At 68.7% G+C, this 23,856-nt stretch carries 18 protein-coding genes; 12 read left to right on the top strand and 6 right to left on the bottom strand.

The window, feature by feature from the left end:
• Window positions 1-226: 226 nt before the first annotated feature.
• The gene (locus E0H92_RS01535; protein WP_131466959.1) at window positions 227-1,204 is read left to right on the top strand and encodes a helix-turn-helix domain-containing protein; all 978 of its coding nucleotides are present in this window, start codon (window positions 227-229) and stop codon (window positions 1,202-1,204) included.
• 57 nt (window positions 1,205-1,261) lie between these two features.
• On the opposite strand, the gene E0H92_RS01530 is transcribed toward E0H92_RS01535, so the two are convergent.
• Window positions 1,262-4,864: a S8 family serine peptidase gene (locus E0H92_RS01530; RefSeq protein WP_238173266.1), complete on the bottom strand. Its 3,603-nt coding sequence runs from the start codon at window positions 4,862-4,864 to the stop codon at window positions 1,262-1,264.
• Window positions 4,865-5,010: 146 nt separating this feature from the next.
• Between E0H92_RS01530 and E0H92_RS01525 the strand changes: the two genes are divergently transcribed.
• The gene (locus E0H92_RS01525; RefSeq protein ID WP_131466957.1) at window positions 5,011-5,796 is read left to right on the top strand and encodes a PrsW family intramembrane metalloprotease; all 786 of its coding nucleotides are present in this window, start codon (window positions 5,011-5,013) and stop codon (window positions 5,794-5,796) included.
• Here E0H92_RS01525 and cysS read toward each other — a convergent pair whose 3' ends face one another.
• Complete coding sequence (gene cysS, locus E0H92_RS01520) at window positions 5,797-7,239, bottom strand: cysteine--tRNA ligase (protein WP_202873489.1); 1,443 nt, start codon at window positions 7,237-7,239, stop codon at window positions 5,797-5,799. It abuts the gene before it with no gap.
• Window positions 7,240-7,574: 335 nt separating this feature from the next.
• Between cysS and E0H92_RS01515 the strand changes: the two genes are divergently transcribed.
• The gene (locus E0H92_RS01515) at window positions 7,575-8,693 is read left to right on the top strand and encodes an endonuclease (RefSeq protein WP_238173265.1); all 1,119 of its coding nucleotides are present in this window, start codon (window positions 7,575-7,577) and stop codon (window positions 8,691-8,693) included.
• A gap of 3 nt (window positions 8,694-8,696) precedes the next feature.
• Here the strand turns inward: E0H92_RS01515 and E0H92_RS01510 are convergent, their stop codons facing one another.
• Window positions 8,697-11,288, bottom strand: coding sequence for an AAA family ATPase (locus tag E0H92_RS01510; protein ID WP_131466955.1), 2,592 nt, complete (start codon window positions 11,286-11,288; stop codon window positions 8,697-8,699).
• Between the two features lie 181 nt (window positions 11,289-11,469).
• On the opposite strand from E0H92_RS01510, the gene E0H92_RS01505 reads away from it, so the two are divergent.
• From E0H92_RS01505 to E0H92_RS01490, 4 genes are all read left to right on the top strand, one after another.
• Window positions 11,470-12,507, top strand: a complete 1,038-nt coding sequence (locus E0H92_RS01505; RefSeq protein WP_131495142.1) for a hypothetical protein — start codon at window positions 11,470-11,472, stop codon at window positions 12,505-12,507.
• Entirely contained in the window at window positions 12,507-13,556 is a 1,050-nt protein-coding gene (locus E0H92_RS01500; protein WP_131495141.1) for a hypothetical protein, read from the top strand. Before E0H92_RS01505 ends, E0H92_RS01500 begins: the two co-directional genes overlap by 1 nt.
• A gap of 3 nt (window positions 13,557-13,559) precedes the next feature.
• Window positions 13,560-14,579 (top strand): hypothetical protein, encoded by a 1,020-nt coding sequence (locus E0H92_RS01495; RefSeq protein ID WP_131495140.1) that lies wholly within the window; start codon window positions 13,560-13,562, stop codon window positions 14,577-14,579.
• A 234-nt stretch (window positions 14,580-14,813) separates the two neighbouring features.
• On the top strand, window positions 14,814-15,635 hold the full coding sequence (locus E0H92_RS01490) for a siderophore-interacting protein (protein ID WP_131495139.1): 822 nt from the start codon (window positions 14,814-14,816) through the stop codon (window positions 15,633-15,635).
• Here E0H92_RS01490 and E0H92_RS01485 read toward each other — a convergent pair.
• Both E0H92_RS01485 and E0H92_RS01480 read right to left on the bottom strand, forming a co-directional pair.
• Entirely contained in the window at window positions 15,632-16,594 is a 963-nt protein-coding gene (locus E0H92_RS01485; protein WP_131495138.1) for a hypothetical protein, read from the bottom strand. The genes E0H92_RS01490 and E0H92_RS01485 overlap by 4 nt on opposite strands.
• Before the next feature lie 129 nt (window positions 16,595-16,723).
• Window positions 16,724-17,431, bottom strand: coding sequence for a hypothetical protein (locus E0H92_RS01480; RefSeq protein WP_131495137.1), 708 nt, complete (start codon window positions 17,429-17,431; stop codon window positions 16,724-16,726).
• Window positions 17,432-17,447: 16 nt separating this feature from the next.
• Between E0H92_RS01480 and E0H92_RS01475 the strand changes: the two genes are divergently transcribed.
• Together E0H92_RS01475 and E0H92_RS01470 are read left to right on the top strand one after the other, a co-directional pair.
• Entirely contained in the window at window positions 17,448-18,368 is a 921-nt protein-coding gene (locus tag E0H92_RS01475; RefSeq protein WP_420843811.1) for an aminoglycoside phosphotransferase family protein, read from the top strand.
• Window positions 18,369-18,380: 12 nt separating this feature from the next.
• Entirely contained in the window at window positions 18,381-18,839 is a 459-nt protein-coding gene (locus E0H92_RS01470; RefSeq protein WP_131495135.1) for a group II truncated hemoglobin, read from the top strand.
• Window positions 18,840-18,841: 2 nt separating this feature from the next.
• Here E0H92_RS01470 and E0H92_RS01465 read toward each other — a convergent pair whose 3' ends face one another.
• The gene (locus tag E0H92_RS01465) at window positions 18,842-19,495 is read right to left on the bottom strand and encodes a hypothetical protein (protein WP_131495134.1); all 654 of its coding nucleotides are present in this window, start codon (window positions 19,493-19,495) and stop codon (window positions 18,842-18,844) included.
• Between the two features lie 120 nt (window positions 19,496-19,615).
• Here E0H92_RS01465 and E0H92_RS01460 point away from each other — a divergent pair, with 120 nt between their 5' ends.
• Genes E0H92_RS01460 through E0H92_RS01450 form a run of 3 tightly spaced genes read left to right on the top strand, consistent with a single transcriptional unit; the run spans window position 19,616 to window position 23,585 of the window.
• Entirely contained in the window at window positions 19,616-20,671 is a 1,056-nt protein-coding gene (locus E0H92_RS01460; protein WP_131495133.1) for a quaternary amine ABC transporter ATP-binding protein, read from the top strand.
• On the top strand, window positions 20,671-22,632 hold the full coding sequence (locus tag E0H92_RS01455) for an ABC transporter permease (RefSeq protein WP_131495132.1): 1,962 nt from the start codon (window positions 20,671-20,673) through the stop codon (window positions 22,630-22,632). Before E0H92_RS01460 ends, E0H92_RS01455 begins: the two co-directional genes overlap by 1 nt.
• The gene (locus tag E0H92_RS01450) at window positions 22,629-23,585 is read left to right on the top strand and encodes an ABC transporter substrate-binding protein (RefSeq protein ID WP_131466944.1); all 957 of its coding nucleotides are present in this window, start codon (window positions 22,629-22,631) and stop codon (window positions 23,583-23,585) included. Before E0H92_RS01455 ends, E0H92_RS01450 begins: the two co-directional genes overlap by 4 nt.
• Window positions 23,586-23,856 lie beyond the last annotated feature (271 nt).

Genomic DNA, 23,856 nt, shown 5'->3' with positions numbered 1-23,856 from the left:
ATCAGGCCGGCGATGCCGGCGTAGTCGGTCAAGCTCATCATTGCGTCTCTTCTCCAGGGCGGTGGTACTGGGCGGCTGGCGAGTTCCGCGGGCTTCTGACCGGAAAGTGACGGAGTCTCAGCGAGTCTGTGATGACACAGACCAGACATGGCTCAGTTGTGCCAATGGGAAAGTGCTCGCTTCCCGATCGAGAAGCCTGGTTAGGTGGTTCCCGGAGGTGGGGTGGATGCAGGAAGGCTCGTTGCTCGACGCGCGCGAGGAGCAGACCTACCGGCTGCTGGTCGGCCTGTCCGCCGCGCGGGCAGGCGAGCTCGCCGAGGTGGCCGAACTGCCGCAGCCGGAGGCCGACGAAGTGCTGCAGCGGTTGCAGGCCAAGGGCCTCGTCACGGCGCAGCCGGCCGACGATCCGGTGTTCCGGCCGTTGCCGCCGGACGTCGCCTTCGGTACGACGCTGCTGCGCCGCCAGGAGTCGCTCGAGGCCGCCCGCAAGACGGTGAGCGCGCTCAGCGAGGAGTTCCGGGCCAGTGTGAGCCGGCGGGACGCGCACCACCTGGTCGAGGTGATCGTCGGCGCGGCCACGCTCCGCGAACGCCTGCGCGACCTGCAGAACGCGGCCCGCGAGGAGATCCTCTGGTTCTGCCGCGCGAACCCGCTGGCGATGCAGGGCGCCGAGAACACCGAGGAGTACGGCGCCTTGTCCCGCGGCGTCCGGTACCGCGCCATCTACGAGCGCGCCCTGATCGAGACACCCGGTGAGCTGGACTCGATCGCCGAAGGCGTCAGCTGGGGCGAGGAAGCGCGGGTGGTGCCGACGCTGCCGGTCCGGATCGCGATCGTGGACCGGTCGACGGCTATCTGCCCGCTGGTCCGTGACGACGAGCAGAGCATCGGTGAGCCGTCGGCTGCGATCATCAGCCGCGGCCAGCTCCTGGACGCGCTGCTGGCGCTCTTCGAGAGCTACTGGGAACTGGCGACGCCAGTACGCCTGCAATCCGATGAGCCGGAGGAGTCCGAGGGTCTTGACGACTCCGAGCGGCTCCTGCTCTCCCTGCTAGTAGGCGGCGTACCGGACAAGTCCATCGCCAACCAACTAGGCATCAGCCGCCGAACCGTCCAACGCCGCCTAGACCGCCTGATGGCCCTAGCCGGAGTAGACACCCGCACAGGCCTAGCCTTCCAAGCCGCGAAACGCGAGTGGCTCTAACCCGTTACGTCCGAAGAACTGAGGGCCCGGACCCCCAGTTCTTCGGACGTAAGCGATCTACTTGATGCCGTAGGCGCGGATCACTGTTTGGGTGATCTTTGAGCCGTTCGGGGCTTTGGCTGCGACCTTCAGGGAGACCGTGTCGTGGGCGTTCGGGACGACGGCCAGGTAGTGGCCGAGGGCACCGATGACCACGAGGCGCTTCCAGGTCTTGCCCTCGTCGAAGGATGCCCACGCCTGCAGGGAGGACGCACGGGGTGACTCGAAGCCGACCACGTGCGTGCGGGCGCTCACCCGGCCGGTCAGGTCGACCGGGACCGTGTAGGCGACCTGCTGCAGGGCGAGCGGCGTTGCCTTGTCGTCCGCCTGCTTGGCCGAGCGGAACTCCCAGGAGGTCTCAGTACGCGTCCCCCAGTTCCACTCGCCTTCCTTGTCGATGCGCTCGGTGGACAGGTCGAGCTTGTACGTCGCGTTGTCGCTGGAGGTGATCACGTCCTCCCACGCGTCCGGAAGCTCGGCCACGACCTGACCGTTGCGGGACAGCGTCGCCGAGTCCTTCGTGGCCTCACCGATCGTGTAGTGCCCGCCCGCGTCCACGAACGACGGGATGCGGAGCGAGAGCCGGTCACCGGTGCGCGTGGACTGGATGCCGGGCGCAGCCGCGGGCCGTACGACCGGACCGAACCAGGTCTCGTCCGACGAACCGTTCCGGTAGCTACGCGGTACGGACGTCATACCGCTGCCCAGCGGGTTCATGGTGTCCCACGTGTACAGGTGGGAGACCCGGTGCTGCCAGAGCGAGTCGCCCGACGTCACCCACTCCTCCCGGACCTTCGGCGTCTCGACGAACCGCTGGGAGTCGTTCCACGAGTACTCCTGCCACGGACGCCACCCGAACCGCTGCTCCTTGGCCCAGTTGAACCCGCCGTTGTCGGCGTACCGCGTGGTGATGCGGGCGCTGTTCGCCCCCGTCACCTTGTAGACGATCTGCGCCGGGATGAACCCGGTCGAGACCTGCTGTACGTCGTACAGGTACGGGCTGGACGTGGTGAGCGTGAGGTCGATCGTCGCCTTGCCGCGCCGTACCCGGTCGACGAGCTTCTGACCGTCCTTGAACGTGGTCACCATCGCGGGGATCGGCTCCCGGTCACCGACCGGTCGCCAGACCGTCCACGCACCCCAGTCGGCCGGCCGGACCAGGATGACCGCCGCCGCGCCGGCTGCCGCGGCCGCCTTGATCTGCTCGTCCTCGTCATCGGAGTCGAGCACCACCAGGGCGCCCTTCGCGTCCTCCAGCGAGGTCACGAGCCGGAAGCGCTTCTTGCCTTCGTACGACGGGGACCGGTGCAGCAGGTTGATGTCGAGCGGACCGGACACACCGGGGATCGACGCCTGCACCAGCGGTGCGACCAGCTGCCAGCGGGACGAGAACTCGAAGCTGCCGTCCTTGACCGGCTTGGTCGGGGTCACGTTGACCTGCTGGACCGTGCTGAAGTGCATGACGCCGTGGCTGATCGACCGTCCGTTGCCGTACTCCCGGTGCACGTAGTAGCTCAGCACCGCCTGTTGCTCCGACGGCTTCGGTGTCTCGATCTTGATCGGGACCGCCTTCCGCGCGTCGATGACGATCTCGCTGTCCTTGCTCACCACGATGTTCGGGTCGGTGAACAGGCTGACCTGCTCGTTCTGCGGATCGTTGTTCTCCACCAGCGAGTGCAGGAGATAGGTGCCCTCCTCGACCTCGGCGGTGTACGTCGCACCGTTCGGGATCCACGCCAGTACGTCGGAGCGCGAGTTGTCGCCGAACAGCGAGATCACCGGGACGCCGGTGGGCTGACCGTCCAGCCCGACCGCACGCAGCGTGACCTTGTGCTTCGGGCCGGCCCGGAGCGCGCCGACCGCGGTGTGGGTGACGACACCGTCGGGGCCGGTGGCAACGATCCAGCCGCTGTACTGGCCGCGGCCGAGCTTGGCCGGGTCCAGTGTCAGCGGTACGTCTGCGGTGCCGTTGGCCGGGACCGTCACGGTCGCCGGCAGGCCGAAGCCGTCGGTCTCCGGCTGCTTGTCGTCGAGGTTCGTCACCTGGACGGACAGGTTCAGCGTGACCGGGCTGCCGGAGTCGTTCCGGTAGGTGATGGTCCGGGTGCCCGCCTCCGCGGTCTGGACGCCGAAGTCCGCGACGCCGCTGGCGGTCACCTTCTGCGCGACGGCGCGGGTGAGGTCGACCCGGCCCGCACCTTGCTGATAAACGGTCTGCTGGGCCTGGGTCTTCGCGGTGCTGACCAGCGCGTTCTTCAGCTGGTCGGCCTTCCAGTCCGGGTGCTGCTGCGCCAGCAGGGCCGCCGCGCCGGCGACGTGGGGCGTCGCCATCGACGTACCGGAGGCGGCGGTGTAGAGCTCGTCCACCGGGTCGCCCATGACGGTGCCGGTCGCGCGGGCGGCGATGATGCCGACGCCGGGGGCGGTGATCTCCGGCTTCAGGCCCGCGTCACCGAGCCGCGGTCCGCGACTGGAGAAGTCGGCGAGCTTGTCCTCGCGGTCCACGGCGCCGACCGTCAGTGCGGACGCCGCGGCGCCTGGCGTACCGACGGTCTCGTCCTGGCCCTCGTTGCCGGCCGCAACCACGAACAGGGTGCCGGTCTGCGCGGTGATGTCGTTGACCGCCTGGCTGAGCGGGTCAGTGCCGTCGGTAGCCTCGCCGCCGAGGCTCATGTTCACGACCTTCGCCCCCTCGGACGCGGCCCACTCCATCCCGGCGATGATCCAGGAGTCGTAGCCGTACCCGTCGTCGCCGAGCACCTTGCCGACCAGCAGGTCCGCCTTCGGTGCGACGCCCTTCCGGGTGCCACCGGCGCCCGCGCCGGTCCCGGCGATGGTCGCCGCGACATGCGTGCCGTGGCCGAAGTGGTCCTCGGTGCCGGTCGGGCTGCCGGAGAAGTCCTGGCTCTCCTTGACCTTTCCGTCCAGATCCGGGTGCGTCGCGTCGACGCCAGTGTCCAGTACGGCGACCTGCACGCCGGAGCCCTCGTACCCGGCCTTCCAGGCGTCCGGCGCGCCGATCTGCGGGACGCTCTTGTCGAGCACCGGACGGACCTTGCCGTCCAGCCAGATCTTCGTCACGCCACTGTTCAGCGAGCGCGCGCCGGCGCCCGGGTTCAGCGATTTCCACAGCTCCGGCAGTTCGTCCTTCGCTGCGGTGAGGGCGCGACCGCCGATCGACGGCAGCTGTCGCGTCGTCGTCGTACCGGCGAGGTTCTGCGCGGACCGGGCGCCGGGGGTGTCCTTGACGATCAGCGGGAGGCTCGCGGCCTCGCCGTACCCGTCGGCGATCAGTTCGTCGACGTCGAACAGGTCCACGTCCAGGACCCCGCTCGCGACGAACGGTACGGCGTCGCTCGGCAGGACGCGGAGTCCGCCGTCGGCCTCGATCGTGTGGAACGAGACGCCTTCGCGGCCGGCCGCCGGGCGGACCGTGGCGGCCTTCTTGCCGGCGCCGGCGTCGGTCAGTTCGACGACGTCACCGGTGATCAGCGTGACCGAGGACGCCTTGATCGTGGTGGATCCGGTGGGAGGGGCGGCGGCGGACGGGATCACCGTCGCCGCGCCGAGAGCAAGTACCGCCGCTGTGGTGAGCGCGACGGCACGTCGGGGGGAGGACATAGGCGGCATTCTCCTTCGAGAGGTTTGGGGCAGGCACACCTCTTCTTCCGACCGAGTTTGCAATCAGGTCACAGGAATCCGCCCTGTCCATCACTGCCGTCCCTGCGACATGGCGCAACCACGCCAGGCCCGGCACCATCTGAGACATGAGCGCGAAGGCGGTACGCAGGTGGGGATGGCTCGGGACCTTCGTGATCGGCGGCGGGCTGTACCTCGCCGTCCTGGCGGTGCTGACCGACACCGGGAACCCGAACCTGTTCCCGACGATGATCCTGCTCGGCGCGCTCGTCGTCCCGCTGACCTTCGTGACGTTCGCCGCCGGGCGGTCCGGGCGCTGGCTGATCGACGGGCCGACGCTGGGCGGTTGCCTGCTGTTCGGCGGGGTGGTCGGGGTCGTCGTCGCGGGTCTGCTCGAGTACGACGCGATGCGGCGGCTCGGGACGCTGCCGATGGTCGGGGTGGGGCTGATCGAGGAGGCGGCCAAGCTCGTCGTACCGGCGATCCTCGTGGTGTTCTTCGGGCACCGGTACCGGACGTCGATCGGGCGCGGGATCGTCATCGGGGTCGCGGTCGGTACCGGGTTCGCCGTCCTGGAGACGATGGGCTACGCGTTCGTCGCGCTGCTGCAGTCCAACGGGAACGTCGGCGCGGCCGAGCAGACCCTGTTCATCCGCGGACTTCTCTCCCCGGCCGGTCACGCTGCCTGGACCGGCCTGACCTGCTGGGGTCTGTGGCGGTTCGTACTCGAGCCGACGGGCAAGCGGTTCGCCGGCTTCCTCGGCATGTACGCGCTGGCCGTCGCTCTGCACTCCACCTGGGACGGCATCGGCGGCCGCATCACGTACGCCGTCGTCGGAGCGATCTCGATCGGCCTGCTCCTCTACGGCCTCAAGCGCGCGCAGCGGTCGGACACGGTCGCAGTCCCGGTGTGATCAGACTCTGGTCCAGGTCGGGCCGTCGGTGGTGTCCGTGACCTGAACGCCCAGCTCGGTCAGCTCCGCACGGAGCGCGTCGGCGCGGGCCCAGTCGCGCGCGACCCGAGCCGCCTCGCGGTCCGCGACCAACTGCTCGACGGCGGCCTCGTCGACGTTCGACTGGTCGCCGGTCTGCTCGAGGTCGGTGCCGAATGGCAGCCCGAGTACGGCGGCACACGCGGCGACAACCGCTCGCTGACCCGCTTCGGACAGCGTCTGATCCCGCAGCGAGTCCTGCAGCAACGCGAGCACGCGCGGCGTGTTCAGGTCCGAGCTGATCGCGTCGTCGATCTGAGCGATCACCGCGACGGCCGCGGCATCGTTACCGGCCGCCGCGCGGGCCTCGTCCGCGGTGGTCACCAGCGGGAGTTCGCCGAGTGCCGACGTACGGCGGACCAGCCGGCGCAGCGTGGACTGGGCGCTGTCGAGTCCGGCGAGGGTGAACTCGAGCTGAGCACGGTAATGACCGCCGAGCAGGAAGAGCCGGTACGCGAGCGGATGGAAGCCCTGCTTCGCCAGATCGCTGACGGTCAAGATGTGACCCGAAGACTTCGAGATCTTCGCCGACCCGAGCTGCAGGAACTCGTTGTGCAGCCAGAACTTCACCCACGGCTGCCCGTCACCGAGGTACGCCTCGCTCTGCGCGATCTCGTTGACGTGGTGCAGTTGCCGGTGGTCCACGCCACCGGTGTGGATGTCGAAGTGCTCACCGAGCAGCAGCATGCTCATCACCGAGCACTCCAGATGCCAGCCCGGCGCTCCCCAGCCCCACGGCGAGTCCCACCGCATCGCCCGCAACTGCCCCGGCGCCTCCGCCCGCCACAGCGCGAAGTCGGTCTTGGCCCGCCGGCCGGGGACCTCCTCGACGCGGGCGCCCTCGAGCTGACCGCTCACGTCGATCAGCCCGAGCTGTCCGTACGTGGGGTCCTTCGACGTGTCGAAGTACAGCCCGGACTCGATCTCGTACGTGAAGCCGCGCTCGACCAGGCGTTCGGCGAACGCGATCATCTGCTCGACGTACTGCGTGGCGCGCGGATAGTGGTGGGCGGGCAGGATGTTCAGCGAGGTCAGGTCCGTGAAGAACGCCTCGGTGTACATCGCCGCGATCTCCTCGACCGACCGGCGTTCCCGGGCCGCCGCGACCTCGAGCTTGTCCTCGCCGAGCTCGGCCTCCGCGACCGCGTGGCCGACGTCGGTGATGTTGATGACGTGCTCGACCCGCAGACCCTTCCAGAGCAGGGCCCGCCGCAAGGTGTCCGCGAACGTGTACGCGCGCAGGTTGCCGATGTGCGCGTAGCTGTAGACCGTCGGCCCACAGCTGTACAGCCGCACGATGCCGTCCGTGGCCGGCGTGAAGTCCTCCACGCGGCGTCCGAGCGAGTTGAAGAGCCGCAAGGTCACTCGCTGGATGCTACCGGTCTGGGGAGTGAGATGGCGCCCGCGAGGCATGGACAACGCGTGCTGGAATGAGTACGGTCCGTAAACGGCGTCCGCACCACGCCGACCTCGACGGTGAGGTGCTGCCCGCCAGTAGCGCCTCGCTGGTGCGTGGGCAGAGCAGGCTGCGGCTGTGCGTCTCGGCTTGATGGGGGCCCATTCACCCAGGTGGGGTGGTGAACGGCACTCACTCGTTCATCGCCCCACCGGTTCAACTCTTCACCTGCAGTTTGTTAGGTGGCCCGGCAAGCGGGGCAGACTGACGTGCGTCCGGTCCCCAACCGCCCCTGGGAGTAGCCGTGTCCCGACTCTTGCGTCCGGCGCTGCTCGTCACCGCCGTACTGGCCCTGCTCGGTTTCGGTATCACGCCGTCCAGCGCCGCCACCTCGATCACGGTCGCCACGGCGATCGGCCGCCAAGACGGTTCGACCGCTTCGGTCACCGGGTACGTCGTCGGCCAGCCGACCGCGACCACCACGGTTGTCCGCAGCAACTTCCCGAACGACTACGCGCTGGCGCTCGCCGACTCGGCGTCCCAGACCAGTACGTCGTCGATGCTCTACGTGCAGATCCCGACCGCGTTCCGCGCGTCGTACGGACTGCAGAGCAACCCGAGCCTGCTCGGCAAGCAGATCACCGTCACCGGCACGCTGACGGCGTACTTCTCGCATCCCGGCCTGAAGAACGCGACCGCCTTCACCGGCGGTGGCGGGACGGACCCGGGGCCGGATCCGGGTGACTACTACGCCGGCGCCGAGGGCAAGACCGGCGCGGCGCTGAAGTCCGCGCTGCACACGATCATCTCGAGCCAGACCAAGCTCAGCTACGACCAGGTCTGGGACGCGCTGAAGGTCACCGACCAGGACCCGAGCAACAGCAGCAACGTCATCGAGATCTACTCCGGCCGCTCGATCAGCAAGACCCTCAACGGCGGCGACGCCGACGACTGGAACCGCGAGCACGTCTGGGCCAAGTCGCACGGCGACTTCGGCACCGCGACCGGCCCGGGTACCGACATCCACCACCTCCGCCCCGAGGACGTGACGGTGAACTCGGCCCGCGGCAACCTCGACTTCGACAACGGCGGTACGGCGGTCGCCCAGTGCTCCGGCTGTACGGCGGACTCGGACTCGTTCGCGCCCCGGGCAGCGGTTCGCGGTGACGTGGCCCGGATGATCTTCTACATGGCCGTGCGCTACGAGGGCGACGACGGGTTCGCGAACCTCGAGCTGAACAACTCGGTCGGCAACGGCACCGCGCCGTACATCGGCAAGCTCACGGTGCTGAAGGCCTGGGCCGCGGCCGATCCGCCGGACGCGTTCGAGAAGAACCGCAACGAGGTCATCTACAGCCAGTTCCAGCACAACCGGAACCCGTTCATCGACCACCCGGAGTGGATCGCGTCGATCTGGCCGTAAGGGTCAGCGGTTCTGCTGCACGTCGTGTTTGGTGCCGAGGGCGGGCCGGTGTTCTCCGGTCCGCCCTCCGGTGGTCGTGAGCTGCGCCTGGGGCCTGACCGGTGCGGCGATGCCGGAGAGTGCGGTGGCGGTGCCGAGCCGGGTCTGGACCCAGTCCTGGAAGCCTGGGTCGGTGACGTGGATCCGGAAGTCGGTCCGGGTCAGCAGGCCGCGGGAGATCAGCGCCATGGACGCGTCGTCGAGGTCCCAGCGATCCGGGCCCGCGGTCCGGGACGGGATGGGCACCCCGTGGGAACCGTGCGCCGCGGTCTTCGCGAGCAACGCCATCTCGTGGTTCGAGCAGTTGGTCCAGGCAGCGGCGTACAGCGCCTGGGACCGCGTGTTCAGCCGGGAGGCCGCGGTCGTGGCGATCTCGGTGGTGATGGTGTTCTCGCCGGGCTGAACGAGCTCGAGGGCCGCGCCGGCCAGTGTCCGCAACCTGCTCGGGTGACCTTGTGCGTCCGCCGCCAGTTTGTCCAGAGCACCCGGATCGCATTGGATCCCGGACTTGGCCAGTGGCCGGACGAGTGCCTTCTGCATCTCGTCCGCGTTCAGCGGCTCCAGCTCGCGGACGTCGAGCTTCAGTTCGGTCTCGGTTCCGGAGCGGCCACCTGACGCCGACAGCAGCCGGGACTCCATCTGGTTGCCGCCCGCGGCGATCAGGAACGCCGGCTTCCGGTTCTCGTGCAGGGTGGCCGACAGCCCGGTCAGGGCGACCAGGTCGTCGCGCGACGCGGCGTCGAGGTTGTCGACCATCAGCACGATCGGCTCGCGCCGTGGCCCGGCCATCTTGCCGAGCTGCTCGCCGAGCTCGCTCAAGGTGCGGCCGACCGAGTCCTTCGTGACGCCTTCCCAGGCCTTGTGGACGCCGATCTTCGGTCCGGGCGCGAGGCCGGCCCGGATCTGCGCGGTGTTCATCGAGTTCTTGGTCCGGACCGCCATCCGGTTCAGGATCTCTTTCAGTTCCTTGACCTGGCCGGCCGGGTACCGCCGCTTGAAGGTGTCCATCTCGTCCTGGACGGCGCGAATGATCCTGGCCTCCACCGACTCGCGGCGGGAGGCGCTGAACCGGATCGTGATCCAGCCTTCCCGGTCGGCCAGCGCCTTGGTCCGGTTGAGCTCCTGGCTGGTGCCGATGCCGGGAGGTCCGGTGAACAGCACCGTGGTCCCGATCGGGAGTCGCTGGTCCAGCGAGATCGCCCGGCCGTGTTTGTCCTTGCGGTCGATCGGCTCGACGAGCTGATCGGACGTGCCGAACACCTTGTTGACCGCGGCCCGGTCCCCGGCCAGGTGGACCGGCGCCAGGGTGGCGGCCGGACGGCCGACTTCCGGTCCCTGGGCCGCTGCCGGTGTCTGGTCGAGGTGCTGGTTGAGCCAGTCCCGGAACCCCTTGTCGGGGATCGTCACGAGTTGGCCGTCGTGCTCCCGGAGCATTCCGCGGGCGACCAGTTCCTGGCGCGCCTTGTCGACCTGCTGCCACTGGTCCGACAGCTCCGGACGGGTCTCGGCCGGCATGTACAGGCCGTTCGTTCCCTGCGCCGCGACCTTGGCGAGGAGATCCTTCTGGGCGTGCGTGGTCTCCGGCTGGTTCCACCTGCTCTGGTAGCTGTGTTCCGAGTCCGTCCAGACCTTGACGGTCGCCGCTTCGGCAGCCGCCGCCGTGATCCCGCGCTCCGGGTCCCGCATCGCCACAGCGGCCAGCGCGAACTTCCGCAACTGGCTCGGGTTGCCGTTCGCGGCGCGGACCAGCGTCTCGATACCGGCGTACTCGTACGGGATCTCCGCGTCGTCGAGCGGCTCGGTCAGCGACGCGGCCAGGTCCGCGTCGGACAGCGGCTCGAGATCGCGGACACTGAACTGGTTGGTGATCGTGGTCGCGATACCGGACATCCGGCGGGACGCGTGCATCAGCGAACTCGTCGACTTCGTGCCGCCGGCGATCACCAGCCAGACGGGGCGATCCATTTCCTCGAGATGGATCGCGAGGTCGTTCACGCCCGCCTGGTCGAGCTCCGACGCCGCGTCGATCTTGTCGATCAGCAGCAGGATCGGCTCGCGCTCGTGGCCGGCGATCCGGCCGAGCTGGTCGGCGAAGTCGTTCAGCGTGGTGCCGAGCTTGTCGTGCGCGGTGGTGTCCTTCTCGTGCTTGCCGACGAACTCGACCGGTACGGGGCCGCCGCCGAGCCGCGCCTCCCACCCCCACCGGGTGTTGCGACCGCTCGCGGTCAGGTCGCGAACCGTCTTGCTGAGGTCGCGGACCTGGCGCTTGCCGAACCTGTCCCGCAGGTCGTCGAGCTTCTGCCGGAACGCGGTGGTCAGGTGGTGCTCGAGCGGAATGTTCTCGGACGCGGTCACCCGGATCGTGGTCCAGCCGTGGACCTCGGCCAGATCTTCGACCCGGTTGAGTTCGGTGGTCTTGCCCATACCGGGCGCGCCCTGGAAGAGGATCGCCTTGCTCTCCGGCAGTACGCCGCTCAACGAGAGCGGTGTCCCGAGCTGGTCCCTGCGCGTGATGAAGTACGCCGGGTGCCCGTCTGCTCCGAAGACCTGGCTCATGGTGACAGCGTGCGGACCGTAGCCGTCGCCGACACGGTCGGTGAGTTACTTACCGGTTAACAGTCGGCTCCCGGAAGTTGAACCACGGGCTCGTGACAACCGGTCTACACACCGCGACCCGATCGCGCACACCTGAGCCGAAATGCTTGGAAGCGGCCTGTACCGCTGTCACCCTCAGTGCATGAGAATCGGACGAGTGCTCGCGGCGCTACTCGCCGTACCCCTGACCGGCCTGCTGCCGGTCGGTTCTGCGCAGGCCGACCCGGATCCGAACCTGACGATCTCTCAGGTCGTCCTGGACCGTACCTCGGTCGCGGTCTCCGGGCTGAATACCTACCCGATCAACGTCACCGTCAAGGGCGGCTACTCCGGCGAGGACACCAGCGTCGTACTGAACGTCCTCCTGAAGCGCACCGGCGGCACCGGACCGCGGGACAGCATCGTGTCCGCCGATCTGAAGCTCACCGCCGGAACGACCCAGAACGGTACCTGGACCGGCCGGCTCAACGTCGCGTCCACCGCGAACGGCACGTTCAAGGTCACCGGTGTGATGACCGGTCCGTACGGCGCTCCGGACCCGGGCACCCCGGTCGACCCGACGCCGTACTCGGGCCAGACGATCACGGTGAAGGGCACGAACATTCCGAAGATCACCGCGTCGGTGAATCCGAAGGTGGTGCCGTGGGACAAGCCGTACTCGATCACCTGGGCGGTCACGAACACCGCGACCGGCAAGCCGTACGGCACCCAGATCCCGATCGGCCTCGGTGTCGACACGCCGTGCGCCGAGGGCGGCAGCCCGATGTACAAGACCGGGACGAACGGCCTGATCACCAAGTCGTACACCGCGTACGACGGCGGCGCGATGAACTGTGCGCACATCTACGCCGACCCGTACTACATCGTCGGCCAGTGGCTGTTCGTCGCGCACCCGGCGATCGTGTCGGCGGTCCCGTCGAAGACCAGCGCGCCGGTCGGGACCGTTGTCCCGGTCAACGGTTCGGTCTACCGCGTGGGTAGTTGCTCTGTGCATCTACAGCGGCTGTACGGCGCCTCGCAGTGGCGGACCGTCAGCTCGGCGTCGGTGCGGCAGTCCGGCCGGTTCACGGTCAACGCGCAACCGTCGTACAAGGGCCTGATTCCGTACCGGGCCTACTTCCCGACCTGCTACAACATCGTCGCGGGCGTCAGCAAGACGTTCTACATCCGAGGAACCTGATGAAGCGAAACCGAGTTCTCGCTGCGCTGCTCGCGGCACCGTTGCTGCTGGCCTTCTTCCCGGCCGCGGCCCAGGCGGCCCCCGATCCCGACCTCAAGATCGACTCGATCACGCTGAACAAGACCAGCGTCGCCGTCAGCGGGCTCAACACCGCGCCGGTGACGGTGACGGTCAAGGGCGTCTTCGACACCGGCTCGTCGACCGACGAGAAGGTCCCGGTGAACGTGCTCCTCGAACGGACCGGCGGCACCGGCCGGCAGCGGTACCTGTGGTCCACGAACCTGGCCCGCAACACGGCGGCCGGCACCTGGAGCGGACCGCTGAACGTCCCGTCGACCGCGAACGGCACGTTCAAGGTGACCGGCGTGATGACCGGCCCGTTCTTCCCGGGCAGCGGGAGCATGACGGACCCGACGCCGTACTCCGGTCCGTCGCTCGCGGTCACCGGGACGCACCAGCCGAAGATCACCGCGTCGGTGTCCCCGAAGGTGGTGCCGTTCGGCTCCGGGTTCAAGATCACCTGGGCGGTGACCGACGCACAGACCGGCAAGCCGTACGGCAGCAAGGTCCGCGTCGTCCTCGGCACCGACAACATCTGCGCCGAGAACTTCGGTCCCGGCTACACGCACCTGACCAACACCAGCGGCGTGGTCACCAAGTCCTACGCGGCGTCGGACGCCGAATGGGTCAACTGCCTCATCCTGCCCGGAAACCCGGCGTCGATCGACGGTCAGGGACTCGTTGTCGCGCGGCCCGGCATTGTGTCCGCGACACCGTCGAAGACCAGCGCACCGGTCGGCACGATCGTGCCGGTGAACGGCGTCGTCGCAGGAGCACCGTCCGCGTGCAAGGTGTACCTGCAGCGGCTGTACGGCGCGACGCAGTGGAAGACCGTCAGTCCCGCGGGCAACATCCGGTCCTACAGCGGAAAGTTCACGCTCAATGCGCAGCCGGCGTACAAGGGCCTGATCCCGTACCGCGTCTACTTCCCGAAGTGCTACAACTACCAGGCCGGCGTCAGCAAGGCCTTCTACATCAAGGGAACGTGACCCGTGCGACGCGTGCTGGCCGCCCTGCTCGCGGCACCTCTGATGGCCTCACCGCTGGTTGCGCAGGCCGCACCGGATCCTGAGCTGCACATCGAGTCCGTGACCCTGAACAAGACCAGCGTCGCCGTCAGCGGACTGAACACGGCCCCGATCATGGTGACGGTCAAGGGAAAGTACGACGCCGACGAGAACACCCCGGTGAACGTGATCCTCGAACGTACCGGCGGCTCCGGTCAGCTGTCGCAGATGTTGTCCACCAACCTGGTCCGCAACGAGGCGGCGGGCACCTGGAGCGGACCGCTGAACGTCCCGTCGACGGCGAACGGCACGTTCAAGGTCATCGGGCTGGTCACGGGGCCGTTCTTCCCGCCCAGCCCGCCGATCTACGACGTGACGCCGTACGCCGGCCCGTCCATCGCGGTGACCGGGACGCACCAGCCCAGGATCACCGCCGTGGTCACGCCGAAGGTGGTGCCGTTCAACCAGCCGTACTCGATCAAGTGGGCAGTCAGCGACGCGCAGACCGGCAAGCCCTACGGCACCCGGCTCCGGGTGTTCCTCGGCACGAACAGCAGTTGCGTCGAGTACTTCGGTCCGCGCTCCACGAACCTGACCGACACCAACGGCGTCGTGACGAAGGCGTACCCAGGTGTGTCGATGGCACCCATCACCTGCCTGCTGCTCCCGGGCACTCCGGACGCGATCGGGTGGCTCTCGTTCGTCCCGGCCCGTCCGGGCATCGTGTCCGCGGCGCCGGCGAAGTCGAGCGCACCGGTCGGCACGCTCGTTCCGGTCAACGGGGCTGTCCAGGGCGCGCCCTACAGCTGCCCCGTGCACCTCCAGCGGCTGTACGGCGCCACTCAATGGCGGACTGTCAGTTCCGCGACGGTGCGGCAGTCCGGCCGGTTCACGGTCAACGCGCAACCGGCGTACAAGGGGACCATCCCGTACCGGGTCTCGTTCCCCAAGTGCCGCAACTGGCAGGCCGGCGTCAGCAAGGCGTTCTCGATCCGCGGGACCTGAGCCTTTGGGGCGGGTGGGTTAGGCTTACTTAGGTTGACCTAACCAGGACGTGTCTCCCGGCCCCACGCCTACTGCGCGGCACTCGGCGGGCACCTCGCCGAACGGGAGCGAAGGGAACGATGAAACCACATCGACCCCTCCGCTCCCGCTCGCCGAGGCACTCCGCCGAGCACCTGCTCGCGACGGCGTGGGACCGGGAGACACGCCCAGCCCGCCCGAGAGGACCGTGGTCGCGTGACCAGCCCCGCACCCCGCCGCAATCGCGTCTGCAAGCGCGCCGTCGTCGTGAGGACCGAGCGGATCACCCCGCACATGATCCGGGTCGTGCTCAGCTCCGACGACTTCGCCGACAACGGCTTCACCGACCACTACGTGAAGCTGCTGTTCTGCAAGGACGGCGTCGAGTACCCGGAGCCGCTGGACATGGGCGTGGTGCGGGAGACGTACCCGGCCGAGCAGTGGCCGACCATGCGGACCTACACCGTCCGCAGCTGGGACGAGGCGACGCGGGAGCTGACCATCGACTTCGTCCACCACGGTGACGAGGGCGTCGCGGGTCCGTGGGCGGCGGCCGCGCAACCGGGTGACGTGCTGTGGTTCAACGGCCCCGGCGGTGCGTACTCGCCGGACGAGGCGGCCGACTGGCACCTGCTCGTGGGTGACGAGAGCGCACTGCCGGCCATCGGCGCCGCGGTCGAGCAGCTGCCGCCGGGTGCGCGCGCGACGGTTCTGGTCGAGGTGGCGGACGAGACCGAGGAGCAGAAGTTCGGCGGTTCGGGCGAGGCCGACGTGCGGTGGTTCCACCGTGCGACCGCTGACGGTGAGCGCGGCGACGGACTGGTCGCGGCCGTCGAGGCCCTCGACTTCCCGGACGGTACGCCGCACGTGTTCGTGCACGGCGAGGCCGGATTCGTCTTCCGGATCCGCAAGAACCTCTTCCAGGACCGTGGCCTCGGCCGGGACCGCGTTTCGCTGTCCGGCTACTGGCGACTCGGCAAGAACGAGGACGGCTGGCAGGCGGAGAAGGCCGAAACCGCCCGCCAGGAACGCTCCTAGAGTCCTCGGATGTAGAACACCCGGCTGATCCCCGCGAGGTAGCGGTTGCACTTCGGGAAGTAGACGCGGTACGGGATCAGACCCTTGTACGCCGGTTGCGCGGACACCGTGAAGCGTCCGCTCTGCCGCGTCTTCGCGGTACTGACACCGCGCCACTGCGAGGCGCCGTACAGCCGCTGCAGGACGACCGGGCAGAAGGCGGCCGGGCCGAGCACGCTGCCGTTGACCGGAACGATGGTGCCGACTGCGGCGCTCGCCTTGGACGGCGCGGCCGACACGACGCCGGGCCGGATGACGGCGAGTCCGAGACCGGCGATGTCGAGTGGGTTGCTCTTGATCCGCAGGCAGTTGATCCACTCGGCATTGCTGGACGGGTACGAGTGGGTGATCAGACCGCCGGTCGTCGTCAGCACGTTGACGCCGCCGGCTTCCTCGGCGCACTGGTTGTCGACGCCGAGCATGGCCCGGACGCGGGAGCCGTACGGCTTACCGGTCGTCCGGTCGGTGATCGCCCACGTGATCGTGTAGTTCGGGCCGAACGGCACCACCGGCGGCGTCACCTTCGCGGTGATCTTCGGCTGATGGGTGCCGGTGATGGTCAGCGTCGGGCCGTCGACCGGAGTCGGGTCGGGCAGCATCCCACCGAACTGCCAGGTGAGGTACGGGCCGTACGAGACGCCGTACACCTTGTAGGTCCCGTTCGCGGTGGACGGGATGTGCACCGGGCCGGACCAGACGCCGTTCTGCACGGTGCCGGACGTCCTCGGCAGGTCCGTCGAGAGCATCTCGGTCATCGGGCCGGTGCCACTCATCCGCTTGATGTAGACGAGCAGTACCAGGTCGTTGTCGTCCGGATTGGTCGTGTCGTACTTCGCCGCGACGGTCAGCTTCACCGGGACGGTGTTGAGTCCCGAGACCGCGATCGTCGTTCGGTCAGCCGTGACGCTGGTGACCGTCAATTTGGGATCCACCGCAGCGTCGGCTGCCGTGATCCCAGTCCCCACCACTACCGACGCCAGCAGCGCCGCAACCACTCTGTGCCCCCACATATCAGCAGGGTGACACCCGGCAACGTACCTGCCTAGACCTCAACCACCACGGCGCTCGGTCAGTACGTCGATCAGCGTGCCGGCCTGGTTGGTGGGGAGGACCCAGTCCTCGCCGTTCGCCTGCAGAATCACGGCCGGGCCCTGGCTGGCGACCGCATGAGTGACGGCGATCGGGAACTTCAGCCGCTCCGAACCGGAGAGCGAGAACTCGTACGTGCCGGTGATCGCGGTCAGCGGATACGTGCGGAACTGATGGTCAGCGCGCGGCACCGGGTGCGACTGGACGGTGACCGAGTCCGCCCCGACAAGGACAGCGGCGAGCGGGATGCCACGGAGCCGGAAGACCAGTTCGTACGGCGTACCTGCGAGCTCGGGCACGAACGGGACCAGCAGCGCACGGTCGGCCGCCCGCGCCAGCGCCAGCCCGCCGATGATCCCGAGGATCAGCCCGGGCAGCGCGAGAATCGCCGGCCACCACACCCCGACCGCCAACGGGAACAGCGTCACCATCAGCCCGGTGAGACCGCCGAACAAACCGGCAACCCCCAGCCACCACCGCGGCTGATACCGATGCCGCCGCCGCAGCACGAACCCGATCACCAGCATCGCGAGCGGCACGACACACCCGATCCACGCCGCCACCGGCCCGGTCACCGCGATCAACGCGACCACCACCAGCAGGACAAGAGGAATCCCCAAGTACGTCGCCGCCACGATCCGCTGCACCCGCTGATGCCTGCTCTCCACGGGAAAACCCAAGCACATCTCTCGCGAACCACCTACTGTGCCGAGGGTGATCGAGATTCCCGCGAAGCTTGTCCGGAATCACAAGGAGAGTGCGCCCGACTGGCTGGCCGGGCTGCCCGGGGCGGTCGAGCGGTACGTCGACGAGTGGCAGCTGACCGTTTCCGGCGACCCGTTGAGCGGCGAGGCTTCGCTGATCCTCCCCGTCGTACGGCGGGACGGGACCGCGGCGATGCTCAAGCTGCAGAGCGTCAACGACGAGTCCGAGAGCGAGGCGCTCGCGCTGCGGACCTGGAACCACGACGACGTCGTCGAGGTGTACGAGGACGACCCGGAGACGTCGACGCTGCTGCTGGAACGCCTCGAGCCACGGACCCTCGACGATCTGCCGGACGACGTCGAGGCGACCCGGATCCTCGCCGAGCTGCTGACCCACCTGATGGCCGTCCCCGCCCCGCCCGGCATCCGCCACCTCTCCGACATCGCCGCCGGGATGATCGAGGACGCACCGCGGCTGATCCCTCGCCTGTCCGATCCGGCCGAGCAAGCGCTGGCCTGGCGGTTCGTGGCGCAGGTGACCGAGCTGCTGCCGGAACCCGGCGACCGACTCCTGCACTGGGACCTGCACTACTACAACGTGATGGCTGCCAAGCGGCAGCCGTGGTTGGTGATCGACCCGAAGCCGCTGGCCGGCGACCCAGCCTTCGAACTCATGCCGGCGGTGTGGAACCGCTGGGACGACCTGGTGGCGACCGGCGACCTCTCGCAAGCGATCCGCGACCGGTTCGACCTCATGCTCGAGGTGACCGGTATCGACCGGGATCGCGCGCTCGGCTGGACGGCGGGGCGGATCCTGCAGAACGTGCTGTGGTTCACCGCCGACGGCGATACCCGGATCGAGGACGAGCTCGCGGCGGTGTCCGCGGCCCTCTTCGTGTGATTACATGATTACGTGACTACTCCGACGCTGTACGAGTGGGCCGGCGGGCACGAGGCGCTGCGCCGGCTGACCGAGGTGTTCTACCACCAGGTGCTCGAGGACCCGATCCTCGCACCCGTCTTCGCGCACATGAGCGAGAACCACCGCGAGCACGTGGCGATCTGGCTCGGCGAGGTGTTCCGCGGCCACAGCCGCTACACCGACGAGCTCGGCGGCTACCCGGCGATGCTGTCGCACCACCTGAATCTGCAGCTGACCGAGGAACAGCGGTCCCGCTGGGCCGCCCTGATCGCGAGCAGCGCCGATCCCGCCGGCCTCCCGGACGACCCCGAGTTCCGGTCCGCGTTCGTCGCGTACGTCGAGTGGGGCACGCGGATCGCGCTGGCGAACTCCCAGCCCGGTGCGACCCCGCCGCCGAAGGCCCCCGTTCCGCACTGGGGCTGGGGCGAGGCGCCGCCGTACCAGCCCTGAGGTCAGTTCCGCGCCGCCCAGGTCCGGCGGACGTGACGGACGACGAGCAGGACGACAAGTGCGAGGGCGGCGAGGCCCGTGACGAGCCCGACGACGAGCGACACCACGAGCGCGCTGCCCAGCGCCCCGGCCACGATCCCCGCCAGGGCGCCCACCAGAACGGCGACGATCACGCTGACGAGCAGTGCGATGCTCGACAGGTACTGCGTGGCCGGGACCCGCGTCCGCCGGGCGCCGTACGTCCGCATCACTCCGGCGATGTCCTCCCCGTGCCCGGTGACGAAGTACTTCTCGAGCTCGGGTGCGATGTCCAGGTAGCCGCGCCGGAGCCGGTTCATCCCGGCCACCACCTCGACGTCCTCGGCGTTGAGCTGGACGAGCCGGATCACCGTCGCGATCCCGATGATCACCAGCACCGGGATGATCAGCAGCGCGAAGACCCGGAAGCCGGCCCCGAAGTCGGTGCTGTCCGCTACCAGCGCGAGGGCGACGACCGCCGCCGATACCACCGTGACGAACCAGCTGGCGCGGCTGAAGCTCTCACTCCACGCAAGGCTTCGGGTGGCCAGCAGGCTCCAGTGCTCCGTGGACAGGATCTGTGCGCGCACACCAGGCGGAGTGGGCTCGTCGGCCTTCGTGGTCTCCTCGTCGGGCATATCAGCCTCCTCGCGGTCCGTCGGGTCAGTCTTGCGGACGGCAGGGGCTTCGGCGAACTAGAGGTTGGGTAGAGTCCCGGTTCACGTTGTGTCTGCCAGCGGGGATGCGAGGGTTTACCTGTGACCGCTCAGCTCGAATACCCCGACATCCAGGATTCTGACGCGCTGCTGTCCGTGCAGGGCCTCTGGAAAGTGTTCGGACCGAAGGCCCAGCGGGTCCCCCACCGGCCGGAGCTTGCGGCGCTCGACCGGGCGGACCTGTACGCGAGGACCGGCTGTACGGCGGCCGTTCGCGATCTGAGCTTCGACGTCGCACCCGGTGAGGTGTTCGTCGTGATGGGGTTGTCCGGTTCGGGCAAGTCCACGCTGGTCCGGTGCCTGACGCGGCTGATCGAGCCGACCGCGGGGCGACTGGTGTTCGAGGGCGAGGACCTGCGCGCGGCCGACGAGAAGCGGCTGCGCGCGCTGCGACGGAGCAAGTTCTCGATGGTGTTCCAGCACTTCGGGCTGCTCCCGCACCGCAAGGTGATCGACAACGTGTCGTACGGCCTGGAGATCCGCGGCGAGAGCAAACCGGACCGGCGGCGCCGTGCCCTGGAGGTCATCGACCTGGTCGGCCTGGCCGGCAACGAGCACCTGTACCCCGAGCAGCTGTCCGGCGGCATGCAGCAGCGGGTCGGCCTGGCGCGGGCGCTCGCCAACGACCCCGACGTACTGCTCTTCGACGAGCCGTTCTCCGCGCTCGACCCGCTGATCCGGCGCGAGATGCAGACCGAGGTGGTGCGGCTGCACCGCGAGGTCGGCAAGACGATGGTGTTCATCACCCACGACCTGTCCGAGGCCCTGAAGCTGGGCGACCGGATCCTGCTGATGCGGGACGGCGCCGCGGTCCAGCTCGGCACCGGCGACGAGCTGGTCGGGGCGCCGGCCGACGACTACGTGCGCGAGTTCGTCCGCGACGTCCAGCGGGCCGACGTACTCACGCTCCGCTGGATCGCCCGGCGGCCGCGCGACGGCGAGCCGCTGGACGGACCCGAGCTCGGTCCGGACGTCCTGGTCCGCGAGGCGACCCGCCTCGTGCTGGAGGCCGACCGGCCGGTCAAGGTCGTCTCGGACGGCACGCTGCTCGGTGTGATCGGTGACGAGGAGATCCTCGCCGTCGTCGCGGACAACTGATGGCCGCCATCACGAGTGACCTGGAAGTCGAGGTACGCCGGCCTCGGCGCAGCGTGGTCGTCGGCGTACTGCTCGTCGTCTGGGTTGCGGCGTACTTCGTCCTGCGCGGGATCGACACGCTCGTCCTCGGCGGGCAGGAGACCACCTCGCTGCACCGCTGGCTGACCGATCACCGCGACGACATCGGCCAGGGCAACGCGTTCTTCGACGCGATCCGGATCGTCGTCGACCACTTCGTCGTCCTGCTGCAGAACGTCATCTCGCAGCCGTCGTTCGACCGTCCGGTCCCGGTGATCGGGTGGCTCGGGGTCGTCGCGATCTCGGCGTACTGCGCGTGGGCGTTCGGCAACTGGAAGGTCGCCGTACTGACCGCCGCGGGGCTCGGCTTCGTCGGGTTGCAGGGGTTGTGGCAGGAGAGCATGGACACGCTCGCGCTGACCGTCGCGGCCGTGCTGCTGTCGTTGCTGGTCGCGATCCCGCTCGGCATCTGGGCCGGCCTGTCGAACCGGGCGTTCCGGGTCGCGACGCTGGCGCTCGACCTGATGCAGACGCTGCCCACGTTCGTGTACCTCGCGCCGCTGACGTTGTTCTTCGCGATCGGCCCGGCCGCGGCGACGATCGCCACCTTGATCTACGCGGCGCCGCCCGCGGTCCGGCTGACCGCGCACGCGATCCGCTCGGTGCCGCCGGAGAGTGTCGAGGCGGCGCGCTCGCTCGGCTCGACCCGGGGCCAGACCTTGCTGAAGGTCCTGCTGCCGATGTCCCGGTCGACCGTTGTCGTCGGCATCAACCAGACCATCATGGCCGCGCTGTCGATGGTGACCGTGGCCGCGCTGATCGACGCGCCCGGCCTCGGCCAGACCGTGCTGAAGGCGCTGCAGACGCTCGACGTCGGCGTCGCGTTCAACGCCGGACTCGCGATCGTGGTGATCGCGATCGTCCTCGACCGCGTGACGACCGCGGCGGGCGACCGGCCGTGGCGTACGGCGAGCGTGCGGCGCAAGGTGCTCCTCGGCGCGGGCGGCGTGGCGGTGCTCGTCGCGGTCTGGTTCTCGCGCACGTACGTGTGGGCGGCCGAGTTCCCCTCGGACGTGAACGTGGGTTCGCGGATCGCCGTCGTCGCGTCCGACGTGACGGCCTGGGTGCAGGACGTGTTCGGCGGGTTCACGTACGGCGTGCGGGACGCGGTCACCATCGGTCTGCTGAACCCGCTCGAAGGGCTCCTGACCGGGTCGCCCTGGTGGCTCGTCAGCGCGGTCGTGGTCGCGTTGGCTTTCCTGCTCGGTGGCTGGCGCGGCGCCGTACCCGCCGCGGTGTGCCTCGTGTTGCTGGTGGCAACCGGCGTGTGGCAGGACAGCATGGTCACGCTGGCGTCGACGTTGCTCGCGACGGTTGTGGTCGTGGCCGTCGGGCTCGCGCTCGGTGTGTGGGCCGGGCGGAACCACCGGGTCGACACCTGGATCCGGCCGGTGCTGGACGCGGGCCAGACGATGCCGCCGTTCGTGTACCTGGTGCCGTTCCTGGCGTTGTTCGGGACCAGCCGGTTCACCGCGATCGCGGCCGCGGTGGTGTTCGCCGTACCGGTGACCACCAAGATCGTTGCGGACGGCATCAAGGCGGTGCCGGTCGCGACCGTGGAGGCGGCGAACTCGGTCGGTTCGAGCGCCTGGCAGGTGATCAGCAAGGTGCAGCTGCCGGTGGCGCGGCGGGCGATCACGCTCGCGGTGAACCAGGGGCTGATCTACGTCCTGTCGATGGTGGTCGTCGGCGGACTGGTCGGCGCGGGCGCGCTGGGGTACGACGTGGCCGCCGGCTTCGCGCAGAGCGAGCTGTACGGCAAGGGGCTGGCCGCCGGGCTCGCTATCGTCCTGCTGGGCGTCATGCTCGACCGCATCACGCAGGCGGCTGCCCGCCGTACTCAGAATTTCCAGGGTTTCCAAGGTAGAGGAGACAAGCGGTGAAGAAGCTCCGGTACGCCGGTGTGCTGACGGCGGTCGCGCTAGCGGTCGCAGGGTGCGGCGGCGAGAAGGTCGGCTCACAGCCGCAGCCGAGCGCCGGTAAGGAGTGCGGCACCTTCAACCTGACCGTGAGCCCGTGGGTCGGGTACGAGGCGAACGCGGCCGTGGTCGCGTACGTCGCGACGAAGGACCTCGGCTGCAAGGTGGTGAAGAAGAACCTCAAGGAGGAGATCGCCTGGCAGGGGTTCGCCACCGGCGAGGTGGACGTGAACCTGGAGAACTGGGGCCACGAGGACCTGAAGAAGAAGTACATCGAGACCGACAAGGTCGCGGTCGAGGCCGGGTCCACCGGGGTCAAGGGCGTGATCGGCTGGTACGTGCCGCCGTGGATGGCCGCCAAGTACCCGGACATCACCGACTACAAGAACCTGAACAAGTACGCCGCGCTGTTCAAGACGTCGGAGTCCGGCGGCAAGGGGCAGCTGCTCGACGGCGACCCGTCGTACGTGACGAACGACGAGGCGCTGGTGAAGAACCTGGCGCTGAACTACAAGGTCGTGCAGAGCGGCAGCGAGACCGCGCTGATCCAGGCGTTCCGCGACGCGGAGAAGAACAAGCGACCGCTGCTCGCGTACTTCTACGAGCCGCAGTGGTTCTTCAACGAGATCAAGCTCGTGAAGGTCAACCTGCCCGCGTACAAGGCCGGCTGCGACGCGGTCCCGGCGAAGATCGCCTGCGACTACCCGCCGTACGACCTCGACAAAATCGTCTCGAAGAAGTTCGCCGACTCCGGCAGCCCCGCCTACGACCTGGTCAAGAACTTCCAGTGGACCAACGAAGACCAGAACGCGGTCGCCCGCATGATCGCCGTAGACAAACTAACCCCCGACCAGGCCGCCGAAAAGTGGGTCAAATCCAACGAATCCAAGGTCAACACCTGGCTCGGCAAGAAGTAAAAGAAGAGATTTAGAGTGGTGGCTGGCTTCGGTGGTCGACTGGAAGTTTGTCTGACCTCCGAAGCCAGCTTTCCGGAACATAACGGCCGCTGGGTGCAAGCTTCTTTTCGCACAGCGGGCCGGAACCGCCAGCCTCGTACGACGGCCGGAGCGAGGTTGGGGAGGATTTTCTGCCCGATTTGGCACACAATCCTCCCCAGGTCGGTCGTTCATCCCGATCCAGGCCGGCCAGAGGCACCAAGTGGGCCACGGCCCGGCCGAAGCCTCCTCT

The organism is Kribbella speibonae, from assembly GCF_004331375.1.
Classification (GTDB): Bacteria; Actinomycetota; Actinomycetes; order Propionibacteriales; family Kribbellaceae; genus Kribbella; species Kribbella sindirgiensis.
The sequence above is the reverse complement of the archived record's forward strand: the minus strand, read 5'-3'. Positions and strand labels throughout refer to the sequence as shown.